The organism is Sphingomonas faeni (genome assembly GCF_003053745.1).
In the GTDB taxonomy this organism is placed as follows: Bacteria; Pseudomonadota; Alphaproteobacteria; order Sphingomonadales; family Sphingomonadaceae; genus Sphingomonas; species Sphingomonas faeni.
Genome location: NZ_QAYE01000001.1, coordinates 53,514 through 78,683 on the forward strand (window position 1 = coordinate 53,514; position 25,170 = coordinate 78,683).

Below are 25,170 nucleotides of genomic sequence, written 5' to 3' on the forward strand. Positions count from 1 at the left end.
GGACGCGCCTGCCGGGCGTTGCTACGCGCAGACGGCGGCGGGGGGCGGATCATCTGGTGACGGGTACGAACGACGAGCCTTCGCAAGCGGCGGATGCGCCGCGCCTTCGGGTGATGCACGTCATCACGCATCTCGACATGGGCGGCGCCGAGAATGTCGCGCTGGGGTTGATCGATGCCTTGCGCGACCGGGTCGACTTCTCCTTGTTCGCAGTGCTGCGCCAGTTGCCGCTGAGCAAAGTCGGGCAGGACATGGCCGAGCGGCTGGCACGCTGGCACGTGCCGTTCCGGTTCGGCACGGAGCGCGGGTTCAAGTCGGGCGGCGTGGTCTTCGCGGCGCGGTCGCTCGCGCACGCGGTGGCCGAGCAGCGGCCCGACCTGATCCATGTCCATACCGAGATTCCTGAACTGACGCTGGCGGTGGCGGGTCTGATCTCGCGGCGCGTCCGTCGCACGCCGTTGCTGCGCACCGTCCATAACAGCGAGTTGTGGATCGCCTGGGGCGGCATCGGCCGATGGGTGACGCAGCGTCTCGCCAAGGCTGACGCGGTGGCGGTTTCGCGCAACGCCGCCAACGCCGACGCGGCGATCGTCACGCGCGGCCGCCGACCGCTCGCCGACGTCATCTACAACGGCGTGTCGCCACCGGTGGCTTCTCCGATCGGGCGGGAAGAGGGCCCGGTACGCCTGCTGTTCGCGGGGCGGCTTGTCCACCAGAAGGGCGCCGATCTTTTGCCTGCCATCCTCCGACAGGCGCACGCGCGGACGACGCGTCGCGACGTCGTGGTGACGATCGCCGGCTCCGGCGCGATGCGAGACTCGGTGGCGCAGGGGCTTGAGGAGGGCCTGGCGGGCTGGGACGTCCGGATGACCGCGCCGATCGAGCGCCTGTCCGAACGCCTGCAAGAGTATGATGCAGTCCTGCTGCCGTCACGGTTCGAAGGGTTCGCGCTGCTCCCGCTCGAGGTGTTGATGGCAGGCATCGCGCTGGTGACGACCGATGCTCCGGGGCTCGATGAAGCGATCCCGGCCGATTATCCGTTCAAGGCCGCAGTTGACGACGTCGCGGGGATTGGCGCGCAACTGGCGAAGGTGATCGACGATCCGGCGACCGCGCGCGTCACTGCGGCACGTTACGGCGCAGACATCGCCCGCAGCTTCAGTCCGGAGGCGATGGCGTCCGCGTATCTGGCACGCTATCGCTCGCGTGGGAATACGGGGGCAGAGTGACGGTCGCAGTCGGGATCAAGGCGCTGAACGAGGCGGCGCATATCGACGCCGCGATCGGCAGCGCGCGCGCCGCGCTCGACCGGGTCGGCGGCGGTCTGGTCGTGCTCGCGGACAGTGGATCGTCCGACGCGACGATAAAGCTGGCGCAGGCGTATCCGGGCACGCGGATCGCGCAGCTTGCCGATCCTGCCGAGCGGTCCTGTGGCACGGGGGCGCAACTCGCGTTCCAGGCCGCGTCCGAGACTCCCGGCGTCGACTATTTCTACCTGCTCGACGGCGACATGGTGCTCGACTCCGGCTTCCTCGAAGCAGGCATCGCGTTCCTCGAGGCGAACCCCCGTCACGCTGCGGTCGGAGGCCGCGTGCGCGAGGTCAACACCGACAGCATCGAGTTCGAACTGCGCGCGCGCAACGATCGCGTGAAGGGGAGCGCGGTGGCGGGCGATGTCGACCGGCTCGATTGCGGCGGGCTGTACCGCGTCGCCGCGGTGCAGCGCGTCGGGTATTTCGCCGACCGCAACCTCCACGCGTTCGAGGAATACGAGCTCGGCGCCCGGCTGCGCGCGGACGGCTGGCGACTGGCGCGGATCGACGTGCCCGCGGTCGAGCATCACGGGCACGCGACCGGCGGCTACCAGCTGATGTGGCGGCGGTTGCGCACCGGCTATGCCGGCGGGCCGGGCGAAGTGATCCGCGCCGCCTGGGGTCGCCCGCACTGGTCGCAGGTCCTGCGCGGGTTCGCCCAGTTGCGCTACAGCGTGATCGTCTATGGCTGGTGGCTGGCGATGCTCGCCGCACTCGCGATGGGGCAGGGGATCGCCTTGCTCGCGGTCGTGCTGCTGCCGGTCGCGTTCCTGACGATGCGCCGCCGGAGCCTGCGGGTCGGGATCTACTCGCTGGTGACGTGGAACGTGATCGCGATCGGCATGCTCCAGGGCCTCGTCCGCGCGCGCCGCCCCGCCGGTGCGCCCGTTGCCGCGCGCGACCTGTCCGCGCCGGGGCGATGAGCACCGCCTCCGGCTATCTGGGCAAGTTCGTCTGGACGGCCGGCACCTTCGTCGTGTCCGCCGTGCTGAAGTTCGGGCTCAACATCGTCCTCGCTTATCTGCTCGCGCCGGAGATCCTGGGCGTGATGGTGGTCGTCAACGCGATCCGGCTCGGCGTCGAATTGCTGACCGATGTCGGCATCGAGCAGAACATCATCCACCACCGCGACGGGCTCGACCGGCAGTTTCGCGACACCGCCTGGACGCTGCAATTGCTGCGCGGCGTGCTGTTGAGCCTGGTCTTCCTGATCGCCGCGCCATTCCTCGCGCACGCCTACGGCATCGACGTCCGCATCTTCCTGGTCGCGGCGCTGTCGCCGATGATCGGTGGCGCGCACTCGACCGCGATCTTCGTGCTGGTCAAGCAGATGGAGGTCCGCCGCCGCAACCTGTTCGAGCTGTCGTGCGAGGCGCTGGCGTTCGCGGTGCAGGTCGCGCTGGCGGCATGGTTGCGCTCGGTCTGGGCGCCGGTCATCGGCCTGGTTCTCGCGGTCGCCATCCGTTCGGCGCTGAGCTATCTGCTGCCAGACCCCGGCCAGCGACTCCGCTTCGACCGCGACGTCGTCCGGCGGATCATCCATTTCGGCAAGTGGATCGCGATCACGTCGCTGGTGATGTACGCCGCGACCAATCTCGATCGGCTGTATCTCGGCCGGGTCGCGCCGCTCGCGCTGCTCGGCATTTACGGCATTGCGCGTGCGATCGCCGAGCTGCCGACCACGCTCGCGCGGCGAATGAGCTATCAGATCATCTTCCCAGCGCTTGCCAGCGTTTCCGAAGGCGACCGGGCGGGGCAGATGGCGGCGATCGCCGGCTCGCGCGCGGTGTTCACGCTCGGCGTCTGCGCGGCGCTGGCGCTGGCGGCATCGGTAGCGGACGGCCTGATCCTGGTAATCTACGATCCGCGCTACCAGGCGGCGAGCTGGATGCTGTCGGTGTTGCTCGGCGGTGCGGTATTCGCGGTACTGTCCAACCTCAACGAGGCGTTGCTGCTCAGCGCGGGGCGGCCTTTCTATGCGAGCGTCGCCAACATGATGCGGCTGGCGACGCTCGCGGTGTTGTTGCCGACCGGCCACCGGCTCGCGGGCTTTCCCGGCGCGGTCGTCGCGGTCGCGGTCACCGAGCTGCTGCAATATGGCTATATCGCGGTCGGCCTGCACCGCGTGCGGATGAGCTTCTGGCGGCAGGACGCGCTCGCGATCGGGGCGGCCTGCGCGGTGTTCGCGGTGATGCTCGCGGTGCGCTGGCAGCTCGGGTTCGGCTCGCCGCTCGCGGGCCTCGGGAGGATCGGATGACCCGGCTGCTGATCGTCCATTATGCCGGCGACTACCGCGAGGCCGATCGCCTGCGTCGTGCCACCGGGGGCGAGACCTATTACGGTCACGGCTATGTCCTCGACCAGCTTGCCGCGTGGCAGGCAAAGCACGAAGCGGTCGGGTTCCTGTGCTCGCTCGCGCCGTCTTATTGGGAGACGCTCGACAGCGGCGTGACGGTGATCGGCGCCGATACCAACCCGGACCAGGATCCCGCACCGGTGCTGGCGTTGATCGAGCGGTTCGCGCCGACCCACCTGATCGTGTTCGGGCCGATGCTGCATTTGATCCGGTGGGGGATCGAGCACGACGTCCGGCTGGGCGTGATCATGGCCGACTCGTTCGCCAACCCCTATTATCGCTGGGTCAGGTTCCGGCGGCTGCCGAAGCTGCTCAACGATCGCCGCGTGACGCTGGTCGCCAATCACGGCGCCAATGCCGCACGGGCGCTGGTCGGGATCGGTTTGCGCGCAGACAAGGTGCTGGCGTGGGACTTCCCGCACGATCGCACGCCCGAGAAGCAGGCCTGCAAGACGCGCGCGTCGGGACCGCCCTTCACGCTGCTGTTCGTAGGCTCGATCAGCGCGAAGAAGGGCGTCGGCGACCTGGTCCGCGCGGTGGCGTTGCTGAAGGACCGCCTCGACGTCCGGCTCGATGTCGCGGGCCTGGGCGCAACGGACAAGTTCGCGGCGCTCGCGACACGCCTCGGCGTTGCCGATCGTGTTCGGTTTCTCGGCCTCGTCCCGAACGGTGCGATCCCGGCGATGATGCAAGACGCAGATGCAGTGATCGTCCCCAGCCGCCACAATTTCCCCGAAGGCCTGCCGCTGACGCTGTTCGAGGGGCTCGCCTCGCGCACGCCGGTGATCGCGTCGGATCATCCGATGTTCGACGGGCATCTGGAGGACGGCCAGAGCGCGCTGGTGTTCGCGGCCGGCAAGCCGCGCGCGCTGGCCGATGCGATTGCGCGGTTGATGACCGATCCGGCGCTGTATGCACGGGTGTCGCAAGGGTCGGCGGCGGCGTGGCACCGGATGCAGAACCTGGTAAAATGGGGCGAGATGATCGATCGCTGGGTCCGCGACGATGCCGAGGATCGCGCCTGGCTGTCGGCGCACACCGTCGCGGCACTGGACGGGCCGGCATGACGGCTCGAACCGGCGCTATCCATTTTACGATGACGCATTCGACGGCCGGCGGCTTGCGCGAACTCTGGGACGACATCGCCGAGGGACTGATCGCACGCGGCCATCCGGTGAAGCGCTTCGTCCTCTATCCGCCCGCCGACGCGGAGCGCGAAGGCGTCGACATGGCGGTCTGGCACCACGTTGCCGACGCCCGCCCGCAGTCGGTGCTTGGCGCGGTCCGCACGTTCGCGGCGCTGGTCCGTTATCTGCGGCGTGAGCGACCTGCCGCGGTCGTGTCGGCGATGCCCGCCGCGAACGTGCTGCTGCCGCTCGCGGTGACGATCGCGCGCGTGCGCACCCGCGTGTTCCTGTCGCATCACTCGCCGACCGACACGCATAACCGCCTGCTCGACCGGATCGACGGCTGGACCGGCAGCCTGCCGTGTGTCGCCGGGATCATCAGCGTGTCGGACGCGGTCGGCGCGACGCTGGCGCACAAGCCCGCCACCTATCGCGCGCGGACGCTCACGATCCACAACGCGCTGTCGGAGCGGGTCGAACGGGTCCTCGATGCTTTGCCGCGGGCAAAGGCGGGGGGCGACCGGTTGCGCATCGTCGCGCTGGGGCGGCTGTCCTACCAGAAGAACTATCCGATGCTGATCCGCGCCATGACCCAAGTGCCGGGCGCGGATCTGGAGATCGTCGGCGGCGGCGAGGACGAGGCGGCGTTGCGCACGCTCGTCGCGGACCTTGGCCTCGGCGACCGCGTGACGTTCGCCGGCCTGATTCCGCGCGACGCCGCACTCGCCAGAGCCGCCTCCGCCGACGTCTTCGTCCAGGTCAGCCGCTACGAGGGGCACAGCCTCGCGCTGATCGAGGCGGCGCGGCTCGGCCTGCCGCTGGTCGTGTCGGACGTGCCGGTGCAGGTCGAGGGCATCACCGCACGCGACGGAACGCGGTGCGGGATCGTCGTGCCGCTCGAGGACCCGGCCGCGCTGGCGACCGCACTCCGGGGATTGCAGGACGATCCCGCACGCCGGTCGCACTGGGCGGATCTCGCCTTGCGGCTCGGCGGCGAGGCGTCGAACGCGCGAATGCTGGATCGGTACGAGGCGGTACTGGCTCCCGCGGCACCGGCGCGATAGGAACAGGTCATGGCGACGGCGATCAACGTAGCGCGACGACCCGCATCGGGGCCGATCACGCCCCAGCAACGCGCGACGCGCCTGCGTACGCGGCGGCGCTACGCCATCGCCAATGCGTGTTTCGTGGTGTTCCTCGCGCTGGTGCTGGTCGGCACGTCGGCGTTCCAGGAATGGGCGTTTTCCGGGGCTATCGGCCAGGGCGACGCGGCCAACCAGGTGCTGCACGTCGTCATCTTCGTGATGCTGCTCGCGGGCAGCGGCATGCCGAGCAAGCGTCAACTGTTCTGCATTCCCCTCGGACTTGCGCTGTTGCTCGCCTATTGCTTCTTCTCGGTAAGCTGGGCGATCGCGCCGTTCATCTCGTTCCGGCGCATATCACTGACCGCGCTCGTCGTCTGGGTGACGTTCCGGCAGATCAACGACCTCGGTACCGAACGCGCACTGAAGCTCATTCGCTACGTGTTGATCGCGGTGCTGATCGTCAATTACCTGATGGTGTTCCTGACGCCCTACGGCGTCCATTCGGAGGTGTTCGGCGAGGAATCGTCGGTGGTCGGTGACTGGCGCGGGATCATCCCGCACAAGAACGTCGCTGGGGCGGCTTGCGCGTTCACCGTGCTGTTCTTTACGTTCGACAACCGGCAGTTCCCGCGAATCGTTTCCGCGCTGGTGATCGCGGCGGCGGCGATCTTCCTGTATTATACGCATTCGAGCACGTCGGAATTGTCGCTCGTCCTTGCGCTGGCGATGGGTTTTGCGATCCGGCCCTATGATGCCAGCCACCGCTTCGCCGTCGGGATCTGTCTGGCGATGGTCGTCGGGCTGGCGTTGCAGATCCTGTTCGTAAACCTCACGGCGTTGAGCGATTTCGTCAACGATCCCGGTGCCTTGACCGGCCGCGGCGCGATCTGGCCGCTGTTGTTCGAATATGCGCGCGAGCATCTCTGGACTGGCGCCGGCTTCAGCTCGTTCTGGCAAATCGGCCCCGACAGTCCGATCTGGACGCTGACCAGTGGTTGGGTCGCGGTGTATGCCGCGCATGGGCATAACGGCTTCCTCGACCTGCTCGTCACGATCGGCCTGCCCGGCCTGCTGCTGGCGATCGTCGTGATGATCGTCTGGCCGTTGCTGCGGCTGTTGCTCAGCCAGTCGATCGGCAAGCCGCGGCGATCGCTGCTGGTGGCGATCATCATCTTCTGCGCCGGGCATAATCTGGCCGAATCGACGTTGCTGAACACCGCGTCGCTCGTCGAAGTGTTCCTGTTGATCGCGATCGCAATCACCTACCGCGAGTCCGATGCTAGCCCTGGCGCGCATCACGCGCTGCGTGGGCGGATGACGCGGTTGTTGCGGAGGCCGGCCCGGCTGTCGCGCCGCTGATGGCCCGCGCGATCGGTTCGGCGCGGTTGTGGGGGCTGGTGGACGGGCTGTTTCCCGCTGAAGATGGCGCCGCGAGACCGCCGGCTCGCCATTGGCCGTTACGCCTCCTGATCTTCGTCGCATGGCTCGCGCTCGTCACGTTCCTGGTCGCGCATCACGTGATGTGGCGCGACGAGGTCCGCGCGCTCAGCCTCGCGACGCAAGGGGCGTCGATCCTCGACATGCCGGCGGCGGCGCGCGGTTACGGGCATCCACTGCTCTGGCATGTGCTGCTGCGGTTCGGCACGGACCTGTGGGGGACGAAACTCGTCCTGCCGGGCCTCGCGCTGGCGATCGGGATCGTTGCCGCGGCGATCCTGGCATTTGTCGCCCGCCTGTCCCTGCCGTTGATGATCCTGACGCTGTTCGGCGGGTTCGCGACCTTTGACTATGTCGTGATGGCGCGGAACTACGGGCTCGCGATGCTACTGCTGTTGCTTGTCGCCTGGGCCTATCCAAAAGTTCGGAAGCGCGGCCGGTATCACCCGCTGGTCCTCGGCGGCCTGTTGTTCCTGCTTTGCAACACCAATGTCCATGCGGTCGTGTTGGCCGGCGCGTTCGGTATTTTCTGGCTTGGCGACCTGATCGCGCAGGATGGTTGGGGCTGGAGCCGGGCGAAGCGGCAATGGCTAATAGCAATGATCGTCGCCGCCGCGGGCGCGTTGCTCGCGTTCGTATCGGTCTATCCGTCGGTCGAGGATGCCCCCGCCGCCGTGCACCGGAGTTTCGGCCAGACGCTGCTCCACCTCATACCCGGCGTCGAGTTCCAGCGAATCTTCGGCAACTTCAACGCGAGCCTGCCGGTCACGATCCTGGCGGCGGTGCTCGTTACCGGCAGCGTCGCCGCCTTTGCGCGCCGCCCCGCCGCCCTGGTCGCGGCGATCGCGGCGCTGGGCGGGCTGCAACTGCTGTTCGTGTTCGTCTATCCGGGTCATTACCGCCACGATGCGTTGCTGATCGTGTTCTTCGTCGTGCTGCACTGGCTGACGGCGAAGGGGTTTGGCGGCTCGCACGACACGGTATTCGCCCGCCGCGCAGAGCGGATCGGCCGCATCGCCTTTCTCGCATTGCTGGCGGCACAGCTTCCCGCGACCGCGCGCGCCGTCGTCCAGGCGGCGAAGTCGCAACCGCAGGGCGAGGCGAAGGCGCTCGTCGATCTGCTCGCGACCAAAGGCCTGTCCCGATCGGTCGTAATCGCCGACCCGGACTTCCTGATCGAGAGCATCGCCTATTATGGCGCGAACCCGACCTGGTCCGTCAGGCGCGACCGGTTCACGTCGCTCGTGCCGATGACGCTCGCCGAGACATCGCCGATGAGCCCGGGTCGCCTGCTCGCGACCGCAAAGCGCCTCACCGCGGCCACGCACAGGCCGGTCGTGATCCTGCTCTCCGCGTCGCTCGACGATATCGGGCAGCGCACGGTGATCGATCGCGGCACGTTCGGGCCGCTGGTCCTCGATCCGGACGACATCGCCAAGTTCCGCGCGGCGACCACCAAGCTCGCTACATTGCGGACTGCATCGGGCGATGAAGTATACGACGTCTATCGACTGGCACCGTAACGTCCGCAATTACCGTCTCGGGCTTGCCATGCCTTGGTGGGCTCGCGCATAGCATCCTCAATACAGGTCAGACGTTTGCGGTCTTGTAAGACCTGGACGGGGAGACGAGCCGCTGTTCGAACGCGATCATCATGGGACTGCGCCGAACGTCGTCGACACCTCGGTCGGCGACGACGGCCGCGTGCGGACCGCGACGATCGGCGGCATGAAGATCGCCCGGCTGCGGCGCGACGAACTCGCGGCGTTGATGCTTGCGGACACGGCGCGCGCGCGGGCCGGGACGCTGGTGGAACCGCGGATCGTCACCTCGGCCAATGGCAGCGTCATCGCCGCCTATAACCGCGACGAGGAGTATCGACGCATGATCGACGGCGCGGATATCGTCGATGCCGACGGCATGCCGCTGGTGTTCGCCAGCCGGCTGTTGTGTCGCGAGCCGCTCGAGGAGCGTATCGCCACCACCGATTTCCTGCTCGACGCGGCCACCATCGCCGCGCGCGACGACATCCGCTTCTTCTTCCTCGGCTCGCGCCCGGGTGTCGCGGCGCGCGCCGCGCAGCACCTCCGCAGCCGCTTCCCCGGCCTCAAGGTGGTCGGCACGCGCCACGGATTCTTCTCGCCCGACGCGATCCCGGATATCTGCGCGAAGGTCCGCGCGTCCGGCGCCGACGTGTTGTGGATCGGCATGGGCAGCCCCGCGCAGGAGCGGTTCGCGCTCGACAACCGCCATCTGCTCGGTGGGGTCGCGTGGATCCGGACCTGTGGCGGGCTGTTCGATCATTATGGCGGCGGCGTATCGCGCGCGCCGAGCTGGATGCAGGCGACCGGGCTGGAGTGGCTCTACCGCGCCGCGCGCGAACCGGTGCGGCTCGGCTGGCGCTATCTCGTGACAAGTCCGGTCGCGATCTACTATCTGGCAACCAGAACGCATGATTGACAGCGCTCGCGCGGGGCCGGGATCGGCAGGGAGTTCGATGGAACCACATGTACGCCGCACCGTCCGCTACGAGGATTTCGTCCAGCCCCGCCGCCGTCGCTGGCCGTGGATCCTGGGCGTCGTGACGCTGCTCGCGCTCGCCGCCGGGATCGCCGCCTTCTGGTTCGGGGGCGATCACCCGGCGCACGCCGCGCCGCCCGCTTTGTCGCAGGCGGGTGGCCCGGTCGCGTCCGAGGCCTATCAGTGGAAGCACGTCGCGATCGGCGGCGGCGGCATGATCTCGGGCCTGTCGAGCGATGCGTCGGGCAAGACCTTCGTCGCGCGCACCGACGTCTATGGCGCGTATATCTGGGACGCGTCGGCGAACCGCTGGAGCCAGCTCGTCACCGCCGCGTCGATGCCCGACAGCATCCGCACGCAGAACGGCGCCGCGGCGGGCGCGTACGAGATCGTCGTCGCCCCCTCGCGCGCGCAACGCCTCTACATGGCGCTGCAGGGCCGGGTCTATCGCTCCGACGATACAGGCAGGCACTGGGTCCAGCCCAACGCCGGCAATCCCTTCCCGATGGTGTGGGACGCGAACAGCGAGTTCCGCCTGCACGGCCCGTTCATGGCGGTCGATCCGACCAATCCGGACATCGTCCTGCTCGGCACCCCCGCCACCGGGCTGTGGCGCTCGACCGATGGCGGCGCGCGGTGGACGCATGTCGGCTCGGTCCCGGTCAGCAAGGATCGCAAGCCCGATGCCGGCGCGCAGACGCCCGGCACGATGCTCTGGTTCGAGCGACCCGCCGGCGGCAAGCCGACCGGGCGGTTGTTCGCGCTCGCGTCGGGTACGGGGATGTTCGTGTCGAGCGATGCGGGCGCGACGTTCCGGCCGCTTCCGGCGGTCGGGGTGCAGCCTCTGACGCTTCAGCGCGGCATTTTCGATCGCCGCGGCACGTTCTTCGGCGTCGATGATCTCACCAAATCGATCTGGTCGTACCGCGACGGGCGCTGGCGCGATCTCACCGCGGACCTCGGCCTGACCGTCCGCGAATACGCCGCGGTCGCCGCCAATCCGCATGCCGATCAGGTCATCGTCGTGGATAGAGGCGGGCAGGGCTATGCCAGCACCGACGGCGGCGCGACCTGGAACAGCGTATCGCACAGCGCGAAGGCGGGGGAGGGCGATCCCCCCTGGCTCCGCGTCGCCAACGCGCCGTTCTTCACGACTGCGGACATGATGTTCGACCCCGTCGTGCCGAACCGGGTCTGGGTCGCGGCGGGCATGGGCGTGTTCCATGCCGACGTACCGCCCGGCACGGGCGCGCTCGACTGGGTCAGCCAGACTCGCGGGATCGAGGAGCTCGTCGCCAACGACGTCATCCAGCCGTCCGGCGGCTCGCCGATCTTTGCCGGCTGGGATTTTGGTATCCATGTGAAGGACGATCTCAACGCCTATTCGACGACGTTCGGTCCCGGCGAGCGTGCGCTGATGACGGTACCGCAGCTCGACTGGACGCCGGCAAAGCCCGGCTTCGTCGTCAGCAACGCGTCCGATGCACGGATGGGCTGCTGTTCGGAGGACGGCAATGCGGTGATGGCGGGCACCAGCACAGACGGCGGCCGCAAATGGGCCAAGTTCCCGACGCTGCCGACCCCCCCGGGCACCAAGGACGACGACCCCTGGCGGATGTCGTTCGGGACGATCGCGGTCTCGTCCGGTGATCCGCAGAACATCATCTGGGCACCCGCGTTCAACCGCCAACCCTATTACACCAAGGACGGCGGCCGCAGCTGGACACCGGTCCGCCTGCCCGGCGCGAGTGGCGACACGCCCGGATCGTTTCAGGCGCAGTGGATGCAGCGCAAGACGCTGACCGCGGACAAGGCCATCCCCGGCACCTTCTACCTCTACCATAGTGGCGGTGGCGCGAACGCCGGTCTCCAGGGCCTGTGGCGGACGACCGACGGCGGCGTCGGCTGGGACAAGGTCTTCGACGGCGAACTCGCACCGTCGAGCGAACTCGCGGCAAAGCTCCGGTCGGTCCCCGGCCACCCCGGCAACCTGTTCTTCACCTCCGCCTTCGAGCACACCAGCGATACCGGCCTGCGTCGCAGCATCGACGGCGGCAAGACCTGGCAAGTCGTTCCCGGCGTCACCCGCGTCGACGACATCGCGTTCGGCAAGGCGGCGAAGGGCAAGACCTATCCGACGCTGTTCCTGTCGGGGCGCGTGGCTGGCGAATACGGCATCTGGCGCTCGGTCGACAACGCTGCGAGCTGGCAGCAGCTCACCGACTTCCCGGTTGGTACGCTCGATCAGGTCAGCGTGGTCGGCGCCGATCCCGACGTCTTCGGCCGCGTCTATCTCGGCTATGTCGGGTCGAGCTGGATATGGGGCGAGCCTGCTCCGTGCAAACCCGCCGCCTATCGTCCGTTGGCAGACCGGCAATGCTCGTCGGTTCGCTAATGGATCGCTTCGCAGGCGCGGGAGCGGTTCAGGCGGACTGACGCTCTCTGCCCGCTAGCGTCAGTCCGAGATCGGAGCCGGCTACTTCCGTTTGCAGGGGAACGCGCGCTTGAGCGCGTCACGCACCACGAACGACGGTGCGCCGGTCGCCTTCTTGCCCCGGGTCCGTAGATATTTGCGCGCAGTCGCCATGACCTCGATGTTGGAGGAGCGCGTCGGCGACGGGCAAATCTGGCGGGCCAGCGACAGCGTGTCGAACGCCGCCAGGATGTAGCCGGTGCAGAATGTCGGCGCAGGGTCGTTGTCCCTGCCGCGACACTGTTCGACGAGCTGATCGGTGGTGAGCGCGCTCACGACGACCGGTCGGTCTGCCGCGGCAGCAAGCAGGGCAAGCGCCAATATCATCGTCTTCGTCCCTCTCGACGTCGCTCGGACCGGGATCCGCCACTGTTCCAGCGTATTGGTAAAGCCACGATGGCCATGCCGGGATACACCTACTCGCTCGCCACGCTATTCAGATACGGCAGCAGGCGCACGCGTGGGAACACCTCGTCGAGCGACTTGGTATCGGGCAGGATATAGACCACGCCACCTTTTCGCTGAAGCAGCGGGCGAAGCTTCTTCGTGTAGAAACTGGTGCCGACATTGATGCAGCCGAAGCTGATCCGGTTGTCGTCCGGCGTCGGAGACAGCAGCCGTTCGACGCGATGCTCCGCCTTGTGCGTGGTGATCACCGCATGCAGTGCCACCGAATTCGTATAGTCCACCCAGAGGACTCGCTGGCGCCCTAGCGCCTTGCCGAATTTCGCGACGAACCTGCCTGCGGGCGTCGTCCGTTCGGCCGGACCGATCTCCGCGAGGTTCTTCGCGCCCACGCCGGGCGTCGAATCATCGCCTATGCCGACGCCGAGCAGGACAGGCGTCTGCCCCTGATAGTCGCCCTTGGCGTTGAACAGGAACAACGTCGCCGTCGGCTTGTCGATGACGACATAGGGCAGCGTCCCATTGTCATGGGCGGCCGTCACCCATGCGATCATGCGGCTGGCCGCTTCCGATCGCATGGGTTCCGGGTCTTGGGTCACATCCTCGGCCGGAACGGCTTTCGGACGTGGTTTCGCCACGACCTTGCGGTCGCGCGCGTGCGACGCGGCCTTGCGGTCGGTCGCGTGCGACGGGGGGGGCGTGGCGAAACCCGGTTGCGCTGCAAGCACTGCGATCATGAGCGCCGCGGCTATGCCCGTACGCGAGGCGATACGGCACGGCCCGTCTACGGCGGCGGTCCTGTTCAGCAGATTTGTCCCTTCAGGCAACCGGAGTGCGCGATGCTGCGCTTAGCCGCGTGGCTTGCGCTGCCGCTGTTGCATCTGCTGCTCCATGCCATCGACGCGACCGTTGATCTGGTCGATCCGCTGACCGTTCTGCTGCGCCTGACCGGCAGCAGCCTGAGCCTGTGCCAACGCCTGGCCGGACGTGCCCTCGACGGTGCGCAGACGCCCGTCTATGCCGTCGATGCGGGTGTTCACGGTAGCGATCTGCTCCCGGACGAAGCCCTTCGTGGCGCAACCGCCAAGGCCCGTGGCGCCGACCAGAATCAGCGCGACCGTGGTAAATTTAGGAAGATTGGAACGCATATACTCACCTCTCCGAACGTGGATCGCATCATCCATCCCACGCCAGCGCCGCACGACAATCGATTTTAGTCGAGACGTGCGCCTTATACGTCGGGAACCAGGCGCCGGGCTTCGCCGATATGCCCATCGCTTGACCCATATTGCGGTGTTCGAAGGCTCGCCAATTCGCGATAAGTTAAGCGTTCTCAAGGCGATGATTGGACTAGCGGCGCATCACGACTGAGTTCGGTAGGCCGCGCAGCCAACGGTCTTCCTCACTACGCGGCGCGTGATGGCGCGAATGTTCGTGAGGGACGAATTTAGACTGTTCGCCGGAATGCGATCGGACCTGCATATCGCGGTGGCGAACGCTGCGTCAGCGTCTTCTCGCCAACCTATCGGCAGCGGCCTGATCAGCCGCCTGTAGCGGTGGTAGCTCCGTGCCAGAACGCCGTTGGTGAAGCGGCAATCGCCTTCACCAACGGCGCAACGCCATTACGCTTCCTGGTAATATTCCGAATATTGCTTCGAATAATAATAATACGACCCGACTGCCTGCGAGCTCGTGTCGACCATCGTGAACATCGAGCCGACTAGGTTGGCGCCATCCGACTTCAGCCATGCGGCGGCCGAGGTGACGGCGTGCTTCGGCGTGTTGTTCCAGCGGATCACGAGAGCGACCGCATCGGCCAGAGCCGCGAGGAAGCGACCATCCGCCAGACCGACGAGCGGTGGCAGATCGAGGATGATCGTGTCGTAGCGCTCGGACAGCTGTTCGAGGATCTTCGGCATCAGGTCGTTGCCGAACAGATTCTCGGACGAGAAGAATGGCTTGTGGATGATGATCTGGTCGAGATTCTGCAACCCGCTCGGCTCGATCGCCTCGTCGAGCGTCACGTCGCCGTGAAGCAGTTCGACCAAGCCGACGCCATCGGCCTTGGTCTGCGTGATCATCCGCAACTGCGCACGGCGGACGTCCGCATCGACGATGATCGTCCTGTCGCCGTTCATCGCCATCACGCGCGCCAGTGCCAGCGCGGTGGTGGTCTTGCCTTCGCCCGGCAGCGCCGAGGTAAGCGCGATGATCTTCGGCCGAGGCTGGCCGCGGACGCCGAGCAGCGAGGCGCGGGCATTGCGCAACGCCTCGGAATATTGCGACGTCGGCTTGTCGACCACGATATCGGCAGGGTGATCCTGCCGGATATTCGGGATCGCCGCGATCAACGGCACGCCCAGCTCGCTTTCGACCTCGTCGATGCTGCGCATGCCGGTGACCAGCATTTCCTGCGTCACGATGACCGCGATGCCGACGCCGAACCCGGCGATGAGCGACAACAGGAACAGCAGCGGACGGTTCGGCCAGCTGGGCGACTGCGGTGGCTCGGCATTGTCGATGATCTGCGCCTGCGCGATCGAGTTCTGCGCAGCCTGACGCGATTCGAGCGCCATCTGCGAGATCTTCTCGTACGCGTCGTGCTTTCCGTCGGCATCACGCTGGAGACTGGCGGCGATGACGGAAGCGCGGGCGTTGCCGGCCTGCTTCTGTTCGAGCTGTGTCATCGATTGGCGCAGGCTGGCCGCCCGTGCGTCGGCGGCGCCTGCATCGGCATCGAGCGAGCGCACGACCCGACCCATTTCCTTGCTCAGTTCGGCGTCGATTCCCGCAACCTGATCGCGGACCTTGATGAAATCGGGGTGACGTTCGCCGTAGCGGCCACGGACGTCTTCGAGCGTCTGCGACAAGGATGCACGCTTGCTCCGCAGATCCTGGATGGTCGCCGACTGGCGAACATCGGAAATCGAGTCGAGCGCGCCACGGCGGACCTGCTGTTTAGCCGACTGCTCCTTCGAACGCGCTTCGGCGGCAAAGGATTCGGCCGACGCAAGCTGCAACGAAAGCGGTGCGACCTGCTGGTCGACGATCGTCCCGGTCTGGTTCGAGGCACCGCGGACGATGCCGGCCTGCGCCTGGTACTGCGCGACGCGCTCGTCGGCGACGCGGATGTCGGCCGCGAGTTCGTCCATGCGCTTCTGGTACCATGCCGTCTGGCGCTCGGCGGTGCCGATCTTGTTGCCGACCTTGGTATCGAGATAGCCGGTCGCGAACGCATTGGCGATGCGTGCGGCCTTGTCGGCGGATTCAGAATTGAAGCGGATCGCCATGATATAGGTCAGGCGATCGCGCGCGACGTCGAGGTGGCTGTTGACCGACCGCGCGACGACATCGAGCTTGGCCGCCGGCGACAATGCAGGCTTGCCTTCGGGGGGCGGGCCACCACTGAATTCCGGATCGTTGAGCAGGTTGAGCCGCTTGACGACGACGCGCGCCAGGTCGAGCGAGCGGATCACCGACACTTCGGTCTCGATCGCCTCACTGGCAAGCTGCGCCTGCGCATCGTTGGCGGTGCGCGCCAGCGGGTTGCGGCTCGGATCGATCTGGATGCGGGTCACGCCCTGATAGACCGGCGTGATCCGCAGCGTCAGGATGATGCCGATCGCGGCGACCACCGCCGTGATGCCCAGGAGGATCAGGATGCGCCGGCGGATGACATCGCGCACCGTGCGGATCACGTCGCTCAACCGGGTCTCGGGCTCTGCCGCGTTCACGACCTTCATGTCAGGATTTTCCTAAGTATCTGGCGGACAGGCCGTTGTTCTTCAATTGAGACATGGTTGCGTCCTATCGTCTGATACGGATCGAGAAACGTGCACGCAACTCGTCAAAAGGATTGCCGAGGCCGACGCCGCTCGGTTTGTTGGATCCATAGCCGATGTTCGCGTCGAGACCGAGCCATCGCGTGATCTGGTAGCGGCTGCCGACTTCCGCGCGATAGACTTGCGTGGAACTCGATCGCTCCGGATACTCGCGCTTGCTGACTTCGCCACCAACCGTGACGATCAGATTGTACAGAAGTTCGTGATCGACCGTGACTCGAATCCGGTTGTCCCAAGAACTGCCCGCGTTGGACAAGTCGACGTCGATCAACCGGCGTTGCAGGAGAACACCGACCGTCGTGAGTTCGCTGGGAAACCAGTCCGCGCGCGCCTCGACCGACAGGCCGCTCGTCGTGCGATAGGTTTGGCTCGCGTCGAACTTCCGATAACTATAGCCGATGCCGACGGTGCCGCGTGCGACGCCGGCGATATCGAAGTTCGATCCGAACACGCCGCGATAGCCGTTCGAATCGCGGTTGGGTTTGCCGAACGCCTGCGCCAGACCATAGTTGTTCCGGTCGGCCTCGAGCCGCGCGTAGAGCGACAGGCTGGGGCTGAAACCGAGTTCATAGGTGCCGGTGCCGGCATAGGTGACGCGATCGCGATACCGCTGGTCACGGATCAACCCGTCGGCAAAGCGCACCGAACTGAATTCGTACGAGGTGCGATCGATCGTCCCGATCACGCGCGACCGGCCGGAGTCGTACGACGTCCGGGTTCCCAGGAACGTCCGTAGATACCGTGACGGCTCGATCAGGTTCGCAACGACGTCGGCGGAGAACGGCGACTCGTACGTCCGGTCTGCCTGTGCGTCGAGCCGCACCGTCAGGTCGCGCGTCACGTCGATGCGACCGCTGCCCTGGACGTTCCACGCATCCTGATTGCGGATGGTCTGCTTGGCGAAACGCCGGATGTCCGCAGCGCCGGTAAGCCGCAACTGATGCACCGACCAGTCGGACGCCACGTTCACATACGGTTCGAACGACGTGTAGACGTCGGATTTCTTGTTCGTGTTGTCGTTGAAGATGTTGTCGCTGTAACCGATCGACGTGTTCAGCTGCGGGTTTACGATGAAACTGCCAAGCCGGACGCCCAGCGCGTCGTATTCGGGCCGCCCACGTTCGACGACACCGACATTGTGACCACGATCATAGTCGTCACCGCTGGTTGTCGCCGGCGGCAGCAACAGGCTGCTGGTCTGCGCGGCGGCAACGGCGGAGGTAAGCGCGGACGCTGCGATCAGCGTGCCCCGAAGCCACAATGCCGCGGCCCGGTGCCTCGACGCGGCGCGCGTCTGCGTGATGCTGCGTACCCCCGTCATATCGTCCGCGTCCCAGGTCCGGCTCGTCGAAAACAAGCGATAGCGTATCGACCGGCCTGACCGGATCGTGCTCGGTATCAGAAAAACCGCTCCGTCAGACGGATCGTGTCGCCCGGATAGATCCGCAGATTGGGCGTCAGGACATATTCCTGCTCATATTGATCGCCGAACCGGCGGATGCGGACGGTCGCCTTGCGTGCGCGGGGCGTATAGCCTTGTGCCGTGGCGATCGCATTCAAGGCGGTCAGCCCGCTCAGATAGGGATATTGGCCGGGCGAGCGGACTTCGCCGAGGATGAAGAACGGGCGGTAGGTCGCCACTTCCATGTTTACGCGCGGATCGCGCAGATAACCATCGGACAGGCGTGCCTGCACCTCCTGCGTGACGCGCTCGATCGGCTTGCCCGCGACCTGGACGTTGCCGATCAGCGGCAACGAGATCTCGCCGTCGCTGCTGACCGAGAAATCGCCGCTCAATTGCGGCTCATTGTAAACAATGACGCGAATCTTGTCGCCGGCGCCTAGTTTGTAGATGTCGTCGCTCGCTGCGCCCTCGGCATAGCGTTCGCCGCTCGAAATAGGGGGCGGGCCGGATTTCGAACATCCGGCAAGCGCAAAGGCGGCTAGCAAGACAAAAGCCGCTCTATTTTTCACGCAAACCCCCATTTACACTGTCAGGTCTTGGCTAACATGCCGGCAATACCGCATCAAGGTAATTTGTTGCAACGCGGTATCTATCGGATATCGATACTTCCGGGCTCGCCGGCCCGCTTGCCGGCAAAAAAATGGCGAAGTTGTCGGACCTTCGAGGTCTTGGGAGGCCGATGAACGATCTCCGCCAATTGCTCGACGAACGCATCCGACGCGATGGTATTGAGGGTCGGATAGGCGGTCAGGTCATCCACCCGCTCCAGTAGCGCGCGCAGTTCGACTTCCGTGTCCGCCGGGTAGATGCCGGGGCGATCGCCAAATTGTCGCAGGGTTGCGAACTGGTGGCCGTTGCGATGTTCGCCGAGCTTGTGGTTTCGCGGCATCACGATGATTGGCTTGCCGAATTCCATCGCGGTGATGATCGATCCCATGCCAGCATGGCACACCATCACCCGGCAGTCCTTCTGTAGGTCACGGAAGACGTCGTAGGCGACGTGCGCAAAGCTCTTCAGAGCGACCGGGCGATAGCGGGTCGGGCCGACCTGCGCGATCACATCGGAGCGACCATGGTCGACGGCCCACCCGTCGACGGCGCGGATCAGCCGATCGAAGGGTAGTTGCGTGCCGACGGAAACCAGAATCACAGAATTTGCCCAAGGTAGCGCAGCGACGGATTCTCGTCGGCGAGATGGTGCCACTGCGTGATTCGCAGATCGGCGAACGGCTTTACGAGGCGTCCCGACAGCGACAATGTTTCACTGTTGGCGATGCTGTCGATCCAGATCGTTCGCGCGCCAAACATCTTGGCGATCATCAGCGCGAGCGCGCCCGGCGCGGCACCGGTCGACACGACCAGGTCTGGATCGAATGCGCGGAAGACCCGCAGCAGGCCAAGCAGGGTAGGTGCCATCGCCCACGCCGAATCCCGCGCGGTGTCGGCGATTTCGAGCACCTCGCGGTCGCCGAGCGGGGGCGTCATGCCTTTTGACGTACTGACGAATTGGCAGTCCGCACCGACGAACGCCGCGCGAAGGCGGTGAAGTTCGATCCAATGCCCACCGGCCGAGGCGACAAGCAGGACGCGCATAGGGGGGCCGCTATCCGGATTTACCGGGAAGCGCAAATGATCGATCGATACAATAGGCGTATTCGCCCGCCGTGGCGTAGAATCCGCCAGCGATGCGACAGTATCCCTGTCATTGCCTGGGTTCACGAAGAACCGCTCGGGCAGGGAACGGGCTGACGTTGATCCGATCTCGGCCACTTTGTCGCGTCCCCATCTTGCGCCACCAGTCCATCGGGATCATGCTCGACTTGGTACATACCGTCCGTGACTGGGCCTTGCTGTCATTGGCCGGCCCATGGGATGGGTAATGCTCCACTATCGCAGACTTTAACATTCCAGCAATCGAACCAATTGATTGCAATGGCATATTCAAGTTAGATCGCCGCGCTTCCCCCACGACCTTGCGGGAAACGCTATACCGGAGATGTTGCGTTGCCAAGCACCGATTCTGGTGACCGAATATATGCCATCGGTGACATCCACGGCCGATACGACCTTCTCCAGATGTTGATCGCGCGGATCGGCGAGCATTCTGCAAGCTTGCCGCCGGCCCGGTCGCTCTATGTGGTTTTGATCGGAGACGTCGTCGATCGGGGGCCGCAAAGCGCCGAGGTGCTGGCGATGCTTTATGGTCTCCAGCGTCAGAACAGCCGCGTCATCGTCCTGCTCGGCAATCACGAAGAGGCGATGCTCAAGGCGCTCGACGGCGATCCGGATGCGTTGCGACGATGGCTCGCGGTGGGCGGCGATGCGACGCTCGCCAGCTTCGGCATCGCGCCGCTGCGTACCGACGACGACCCACGCGACTATATGAACGGCGCACGACGCGCGATCCCGCGACAATGGCTCGCCTGGCTTCGTCAATTGCCGCTCAGCGTGCAGTCCGGAGACTATTACTTCGTCCATGCGGGTGTTCGTCCCGGTGTCGCCCTTGCGCGGCAGGTACGCGACGACATGCTGTGGATCCGTGGCGAGTTCCTCCGGTCCGAGCGGGACTTCGGTGCGGTCGTCGTCCACGGACACAGCATCACCCCCGATGTCGATGTCCGCGAGAACCGGATTGGGATCGATACGGGTGCGTATCGAACAGGCGTTCTCAGCGCGGTCTACTTGGAGGGCGAGAAAAGAGACATACTTGCTGTCTCGTTGCCGATGTGAACTCACGAAAATGAGCAACTGCAGCAAATTGTAAAAAACAAACAAGTCTGTTGTAAGGAACATGCAGTTTGTACAGTTAATCTAGGTTAGCGACCCGTTCCCGTGCTTGACTCTTCTGCCAGCACATGAGTAACTGAAGTATAGGCGCGGAACCGCCGTATTCAGGGGTCGGAAATCATGTTCAAAAAGATCTTTCTTGGAGCGGCACTCGCTAGCCAGGCTTTCATCGGTACGGCGTATGCAGCACCGGCGCGTCCGCAAGCAGTCAGCTTCGATAGCGTAAAGATGGTCGATGCTGCCGGTTCGCCGACGCGCATCGGAACTTCGGCCAAGCGCAAGAACGACATTGCTGGCGCGCCATTCCTGCTGCCGCTGCTCGGTGTCGTTGCACTGGTTGCAGTGGTTGCGGTCGTCGCCAGCGGTGGTGACGACGACTCCAGCCCGAACTGATCGGCTGACGCGGTCTCGTCAGGCACGCGATCACGAGAGTTATTGAGGCGAAGCATTCGAACGAGTGCTTCGCCTTTATCTTTTCTGTGCCTTCCAGTGGTTTTTGATCCACGGTCGCGTTCGGTAACGTCAAGAGCGTCCGGGTGGCGACGTCGATGACTTACCGGCTGGGGGCGTGATCTTCGCCAATTGCTGTGGATCGACGAATCCGCACGATCGTCCCGGCCGATTGCGACGATCGATCGCCTGGCTGGCTCACCTGCCTGTCCCAGTCCTTATCGAAGCAGTCCATCGATGGCTTTACGTAACCTACGATCGCTGACGGCAAGCGCGGGATTGCATGACCCGGTGGACATGATCGTCATGCTGTGCCGCAGCGAGCACCATTGCTACAGTGCGTGGGGGCGTTCCGCATGAGCGGCATGAACGAGCGTCGCGGCTCCCGAAGAGAGGGTGGCCGGTCGAGCGGACGGTCTCGCACTCATAGGTTCGGTCTGTCGGCGCCTTGGCGAGCTCATGCGCCGTTGGTGGCGTTCCTGATCGTCCTGCTGTTCGGCGGGGGCGCGGGCACTGGCTATCCGCTGATCGAACTCGCGGCGCAAATTCTGGCGCTTGTCCTGATCGTCCGCGCCGCGCGTCCGACACGCTCCGAAATCAACACGCTTGCGTCCGCGACCACCGCTACGAGATCGGTCGCGCTGAGCCGATTCCTGCTGGTGTTCGCCGCTGCGGCGCTCCTGCTGGTGGCGCAACTGGTGCCGCTGCCTGCACAATGGTGGCACGTCCTGCCGGCGCGCGAGACGGCGGTACAGATCTTCACGCTGCTCGGCTGGACGACGCGGTGGCACGCGTTCAGCATGACGCCCGACACAACGTTTACCGCGTTGCTCACGTTGCTCGTGCCGCTGGCCGCGATGCTGACGGTGGCGGCACTTCCGCTCCAGTCGCGGGTGACGATGCTCAGGCTGATCGTCATCGCCGCGGTGATCTCGACGGTGCTTGCCGCGTTGCAGGTCGCGGCCGGCGGCAGTGCGCCGGTCCTCTACGAAACCGCGCATCGCGGGTTCGGCGTCGGCTTCTTCGTCAACCGCAACCATCAGGCGACGTTCCTGCTGGTGTCGATCGTCTTCGCGGCGGTGCCGGGCGTGATGGGCACGGGGGCGGCGCGCCGGCTCGGGATGCTCGGCGTCATCGGCTTCCTGTCGCTCGGCATTCTCGCGACCAGTTCGCGCACCGCGTTGCTGTTGCTGCCGATTTCGCTGATCGTCGCGTTCGCCTTGGTCGGCGACGTCCGGCGCACCGGCAAGTCGGTCGCTGCCGCCGCCGCGCTCTATGTCGTCGGCGGGCTCCTGTTGTCGCGCACCGATCTGGTCCAGCGCCTGTTCGCCCGCTTCACCACGGTCGCCGAAGAGCTGCGCTATCAATATTGGGAGAACTCGCTCTACATCGTCCGCGAGACGTTCCCGTTCGGAACCGGCTTCGGCAGCTTCGAGCGAGTCTATCGCAGCGTCGAGCCGCTCGGGCAGGTCTCGCCGCTGAGCGTCAATCACGCGCACAATGATTTCCTAGAACTCGTCCTCGAAGGGGGGCTGCCCGCAGCGCTCCTGATCGCGGCGGGCCTGATCGTGCTGATCGTCGCGCTCGTATCGGGTTGGCGCCACGCAGGCGATCGCGGCGCGAGCGACCGGCAGAGCGGCGATCGCCACGCCGGCACGCGTCAGGAGCGCGCGACACTGGTCGCGGGCGGGGCGGCGATCGTGCTGATCCTGCTGTTCTCGCTGGTCGATTATCCGCTGCGCATGGCGGGGATCGCAGGCCTGTTCGGCGCCGCGCTCGGCCTGATCGCCGCGGTCGGTCGCCCGCAGTCCCGCACGACGGCGTCCTTCGCCTGGACGCCCTCGACGATAGCGATGACGATCGTCCCGGCGATTATCGGGTTGGCGGTGAGTGGTGATGCGGCGGGTCGCTTCCTGACGTTGCGCGGCCAGCCCGCGGCCGCGACGGCGGTCTCGCCATGGTCGGCCAGCGCCTGGTCGGCGCTCGCCAATGCCGAGCAACTCGCCAGCCAGCCAGCCGCGGCACGCGCTGCCGCGGCCCGTGCGCTGACGATCGACCCGATCGACGCGGGGGCGGTCCGCGCGCACGGCTATGCCGACCTCGCGCTCGACCAGCCGGTTCGCGGCAGCGCGTTGCTGCAGGCGGGCGCCGCGCTGGGCTGGCGCGATACGTTGATGCAATTGTGGCTGGCGGAGCGCGCGCTGGAGGTTGGCAGCACGGGTATCGCCGCGGAGCGTATAGACGCGCTGTTGCGCCGCGCGCAGCTGCCCGACGCGCTGATGCCCCAGATGCGCCGCACCTATCTGTCGCCCGGCGGCGTGGACGCGGTCGTCGCGCGCCTCGGCGATGCGCCCAAATGGCGGCAGGGGTTCTTCAACCTGATCGCCAAGGACGCTGCCGAATCGGTGCCGCGCACACTCGAATTTCTTGGCAAGCTGCAGAAGGCGGGCGTCGCCGCGACGCCGCTGGCAACCACGCTGATCCGCTGGCGGCTCGGTGACAGGGGCGACGTGGCCGGCGCGCGTCAGGTATGGCGCGCGAGCGGTGGCCGCGGACTGGTCGCGGATGGCGGGTTCGAGGCGTTGCCGTCACCACTGCCGGGTGGGGTCATCCCCTATGCCTGGGGCGCGCCGAGCTTGCCGGGCGTACGCGTGATCCCGGCGGATCGCGGCGCGGACGGCCGCGGCCACGCACTGCAGATCGTCTCGGACGGCCTGTCGAGCGGCACCGCGCTGGCGCAGGCGATCACCTTGCCGCCGGGCCGCTGGCGGGTGAGCGCCATGGTCCGCGGTGCCGACGTTGCGGCCACGCTTTCGCTGACGTGCGCCGGTCGACCGGCGACGATCACGACCGACGGCATCGCGCTCGATGGGCGAGGGGCGGGCTGGCGACAGATGGCTGGTGTCGTCACGGTCGAAACCGGCTGTCCGGTGCAGATCCTGGGGCTCAACCTGCACGAGCGTGGTGGGCAGCCCGGCGTGTTCTGGATCGATTCGGTTCGCATCGCCGCCGCGGCCGGGCAGTGACGCCCATGCAGGCGCCGGTAACACAGGTTAGACGCTTGACCGAGTGCACCGGGTAGTGCGAGGGTTCGTCATTCCAAAGGGGCAAGATCAACGGATGCGAGCGACCTTGATAGGGGTGGTCGCGCTGAGCGCCATGCTCGGCGCGTGCGCCGACGATAATGTCGGCCCTAACCTCCGAACCGGCGAAGCCGCGTATGAGACGATCCCGGCGCCGGTGGGTGAGCCACGGGTGCAGGATTATCGTATCGGCGCGCTCGATACGCTGGACATCGTCGTGTTCCAGGAAGCCGACATTTCGACCCGCGGGGTCGTGGTCGATGCCGCCGGCGTCATATCGATGCCGTTGATCGGACGGATCCAGGCGGCCGGCAACACCAGCACGCAGCTCGCCGACCTGCTCGCCGCAAAGCTGGCCGAGCGGTTCTACGTCAATCCGCAAGTCACGGTCACCGTCGCCAGTTCGGTCGCGCAGCGCGTCACCGTGCAGGGCGACGTCAAGGAGCCGGGTATCTATCCGATTTCCGGGCCGACCACGCTGCTCGACACGATCGCGCTCGCCAAGGGCGAGAGCGAGGACGCGTCGTTGCGCGAGGTGATCGTGATCCGCTACATCGACGGCAAGCGGATGGGCGCGGTGTTCGATCTGAAGCGGATCCGCCGCGGTGACGATGCCGATCCCGCGATCGCGGCTCGCGACACGATCATCGTCGGCCATTCGACGGGCAAGTCGGCCTGGCATGACATTCTGCGCGCGGCACCGTTGCTCGCGGGCTTCGGCGTCTTCGCGCAATTCTAAGATCACAGGAAGAGAACTGACTCATGGGGAGTGTCGACGTCTCTCAGGGCGCTCTCACGCCGAACGACCGGCGGAACCTCGGTTCGGC

The 25,170-nt window shown here is 66.1% G+C and carries 21 protein-coding genes; 13 read left to right on the forward strand and 8 right to left on the reverse strand.

The features are described 5' to 3' along the window. Positions 1-56: 56 nt before the first annotated feature. From C8J25_RS00315 to C8J25_RS00355, 9 genes are all read left to right on the forward strand, one after another. The gene (locus C8J25_RS00315; RefSeq protein ID WP_167397626.1) at positions 57-1,229 is read left to right on the forward strand and encodes a glycosyltransferase family 4 protein; all 1,173 of its coding nucleotides are present in this window, start codon (positions 57-59) and stop codon (positions 1,227-1,229) included. Continuing rightward, a complete protein-coding gene (locus C8J25_RS00320) occupies positions 1,226-2,236 on the forward strand; it encodes a glycosyltransferase family 2 protein (RefSeq protein ID WP_107951797.1) in 1,011 nt (336 codons plus the stop codon). The genes C8J25_RS00315 and C8J25_RS00320 overlap by 4 nt, the downstream gene beginning before the upstream one ends. After that, a complete protein-coding gene (locus tag C8J25_RS00325) occupies positions 2,233-3,570 on the forward strand; it encodes an oligosaccharide flippase family protein (protein WP_107951798.1) in 1,338 nt (445 codons plus the stop codon). The genes C8J25_RS00320 and C8J25_RS00325 overlap by 4 nt, the downstream gene beginning before the upstream one ends. Next, entirely contained in the window at positions 3,567-4,736 is a 1,170-nt protein-coding gene (locus C8J25_RS00330; RefSeq protein ID WP_107951799.1) for a glycosyltransferase family 4 protein, read from the forward strand. The genes C8J25_RS00325 and C8J25_RS00330 overlap by 4 nt, the downstream gene beginning before the upstream one ends. 29 nt (positions 4,737-4,765) lie before the next feature. Continuing rightward, positions 4,766-5,860 carry a glycosyltransferase gene (locus tag C8J25_RS00335; RefSeq protein WP_167397627.1) on the forward strand — a complete coding sequence of 365 codons (1,095 nt, stop codon included), beginning with the start codon at positions 4,766-4,768 and terminating at the stop codon, positions 5,858-5,860. 9 nt (positions 5,861-5,869) lie between these two features. Beyond that, positions 5,870-7,240: an O-antigen ligase family protein gene (locus C8J25_RS00340; protein ID WP_107951801.1), complete on the forward strand. Its 1,371-nt coding sequence runs from the start codon at positions 5,870-5,872 to the stop codon at positions 7,238-7,240. Then, positions 7,240-8,841, forward strand: coding sequence for a hypothetical protein (locus tag C8J25_RS00345; RefSeq protein ID WP_107951802.1), 1,602 nt, complete (start codon positions 7,240-7,242; stop codon positions 8,839-8,841). Before C8J25_RS00340 ends, C8J25_RS00345 begins: the two co-directional genes overlap by 1 nt. A 181-nt stretch (positions 8,842-9,022) precedes the next feature. Continuing rightward, the gene (locus tag C8J25_RS00350; RefSeq protein ID WP_244186617.1) at positions 9,023-9,778 is read left to right on the forward strand and encodes a WecB/TagA/CpsF family glycosyltransferase; all 756 of its coding nucleotides are present in this window, start codon (positions 9,023-9,025) and stop codon (positions 9,776-9,778) included. 37 nt (positions 9,779-9,815) lie between these two features. Continuing rightward, positions 9,816-12,233, forward strand: coding sequence for a WD40/YVTN/BNR-like repeat-containing protein (locus C8J25_RS00355; protein WP_107951803.1), 2,418 nt, complete (start codon positions 9,816-9,818; stop codon positions 12,231-12,233). Positions 12,234-12,314: 81 nt separating this feature from the next. Here C8J25_RS00355 and C8J25_RS00360 read toward each other — a convergent pair whose 3' ends face one another. From C8J25_RS00360 to C8J25_RS00395, 8 genes are all read right to left on the reverse strand, one after another. Beyond that, positions 12,315-12,638 carry a Rap1a/Tai family immunity protein gene (locus tag C8J25_RS00360; RefSeq protein WP_107951804.1) on the reverse strand — a complete coding sequence of 108 codons (324 nt, stop codon included), beginning with the start codon at positions 12,636-12,638 and terminating at the stop codon, positions 12,315-12,317. Positions 12,639-12,727: 89 nt separating this feature from the next. Beyond that, positions 12,728-13,453 (reverse strand): hypothetical protein, encoded by a 726-nt coding sequence (locus C8J25_RS00365; RefSeq protein ID WP_107951805.1) that lies wholly within the window; start codon positions 13,451-13,453, stop codon positions 12,728-12,730. A 111-nt stretch (positions 13,454-13,564) separates the two neighbouring features. After that, positions 13,565-13,864, reverse strand: coding sequence for a hypothetical protein (locus C8J25_RS00370; RefSeq protein ID WP_107951806.1), 300 nt, complete (start codon positions 13,862-13,864; stop codon positions 13,565-13,567). A gap of 474 nt (positions 13,865-14,338) precedes the next feature. Continuing rightward, positions 14,339-16,459, reverse strand: coding sequence for a GumC family protein (locus C8J25_RS00375; protein WP_107951807.1), 2,121 nt, complete (start codon positions 16,457-16,459; stop codon positions 14,339-14,341). Between the two features lie 64 nt (positions 16,460-16,523). Further along, a complete protein-coding gene (locus tag C8J25_RS00380) occupies positions 16,524-17,915 on the reverse strand; it encodes an outer membrane beta-barrel protein (RefSeq protein WP_107951808.1) in 1,392 nt (463 codons plus the stop codon). 41 nt (positions 17,916-17,956) lie between these two features. Beyond that, on the reverse strand, positions 17,957-18,508 hold the full coding sequence (locus C8J25_RS00385) for a polysaccharide biosynthesis/export family protein (protein WP_235524626.1): 552 nt from the start codon (positions 18,506-18,508) through the stop codon (positions 17,957-17,959). Positions 18,509-18,612: 104 nt separating this feature from the next. After that, positions 18,613-19,173 (reverse strand): glycosyltransferase, encoded by a 561-nt coding sequence (locus C8J25_RS00390; RefSeq protein ID WP_107951809.1) that lies wholly within the window; start codon positions 19,171-19,173, stop codon positions 18,613-18,615. Then, positions 19,170-19,616, reverse strand: a complete 447-nt coding sequence (locus C8J25_RS00395) for a glycosyltransferase family protein (RefSeq protein ID WP_107951810.1) — start codon at positions 19,614-19,616, stop codon at positions 19,170-19,172. Before C8J25_RS00395 ends, C8J25_RS00390 begins: the two co-directional genes overlap by 4 nt. 411 nt (positions 19,617-20,027) lie before the next feature. Here C8J25_RS00395 and C8J25_RS00400 point away from each other — a divergent pair, with 411 nt between their 5' ends. The 4 genes from C8J25_RS00400 to C8J25_RS00415 all read left to right on the forward strand — a co-directional run bounded on the left by C8J25_RS00400 (position 20,028) and on the right by C8J25_RS00415 (position 25,082). Next, positions 20,028-20,753 (forward strand): metallophosphoesterase family protein, encoded by a 726-nt coding sequence (locus C8J25_RS00400; protein WP_107951811.1) that lies wholly within the window; start codon positions 20,028-20,030, stop codon positions 20,751-20,753. 177 nt (positions 20,754-20,930) lie between these two features. Continuing rightward, positions 20,931-21,203, forward strand: coding sequence for a hypothetical protein (locus C8J25_RS00405; protein WP_107951812.1), 273 nt, complete (start codon positions 20,931-20,933; stop codon positions 21,201-21,203). Between the two features lie 527 nt (positions 21,204-21,730). Beyond that, the gene (locus tag C8J25_RS00410; RefSeq protein WP_167397628.1) at positions 21,731-24,286 is read left to right on the forward strand and encodes an O-antigen ligase family protein; all 2,556 of its coding nucleotides are present in this window, start codon (positions 21,731-21,733) and stop codon (positions 24,284-24,286) included. A gap of 94 nt (positions 24,287-24,380) precedes the next feature. After that, entirely contained in the window at positions 24,381-25,082 is a 702-nt protein-coding gene (locus tag C8J25_RS00415; protein ID WP_107951814.1) for a polysaccharide biosynthesis/export family protein, read from the forward strand. Positions 25,083-25,170: the final 88 nt, after the last annotated feature.